The sequence below is a fragment of the Burkholderia alba genome (genome assembly GCF_034721475.1).
Taxonomy (GTDB): Bacteria; Pseudomonadota; Gammaproteobacteria; order Burkholderiales; family Burkholderiaceae; genus Burkholderia; species Burkholderia alba.
The window spans coordinates 1-447 of sequence record NZ_JAWJWL010000178.1; the positions used below are offsets into that span (position 1 = coordinate 1).

The following is a 447-nucleotide window of genomic DNA, read 5'->3' on the forward strand; positions in this document are numbered from 1 at the left end:
TGCCTCCGTATCCGTTTCGAGCGCCGTGCTGATATTCACGGCGCGTTCCTCAAACTCGGCTGCTGCTTGATCTGCTGAAACACCTTGCAGCGGACTCAGCAGTCTTTATGAAACCGTCTCTTAGAAGATCTGCGGGCAAACGCTCAACATTCGTCATCGTCATGCCCCTTCGGAGTCGAGATGCCGGCTGCCTGCATCAGCAGGCGTGCAAGGTACCTGATCGCGTTTGCCCGTTGCAGCGCGCTCATCCCCTGAAGCTCGACCGTGTCGAACGTCATGCTCATCTGTTGCGGTATCGACTGCGATGATACGGGTGTCTCATAATTATTATCGTGATAATTGATTTGAAATGTTGCCCGTGTGAAGGCGATTTTCATATGGCCTGTTTTTGCAAGTAGGACGAGCACCACTCTCGCTGCCGCGATTTCGTACACCAGCGTATCCGAC

Annotated in this window: 1 protein-coding gene; it reads right to left on the bottom strand. The window is 53.5% G+C overall.

Going from position 1 to position 447, the window contains the following annotated elements; genetic code table 11:
* Nucleotides 1-143: 143 nt before the first annotated feature.
* The coding region (locus tag RZR99_RS33105) for a hypothetical protein (protein ID WP_323123868.1) at nucleotides 144-447 on the bottom strand (304 nt) is incomplete at its 5' end.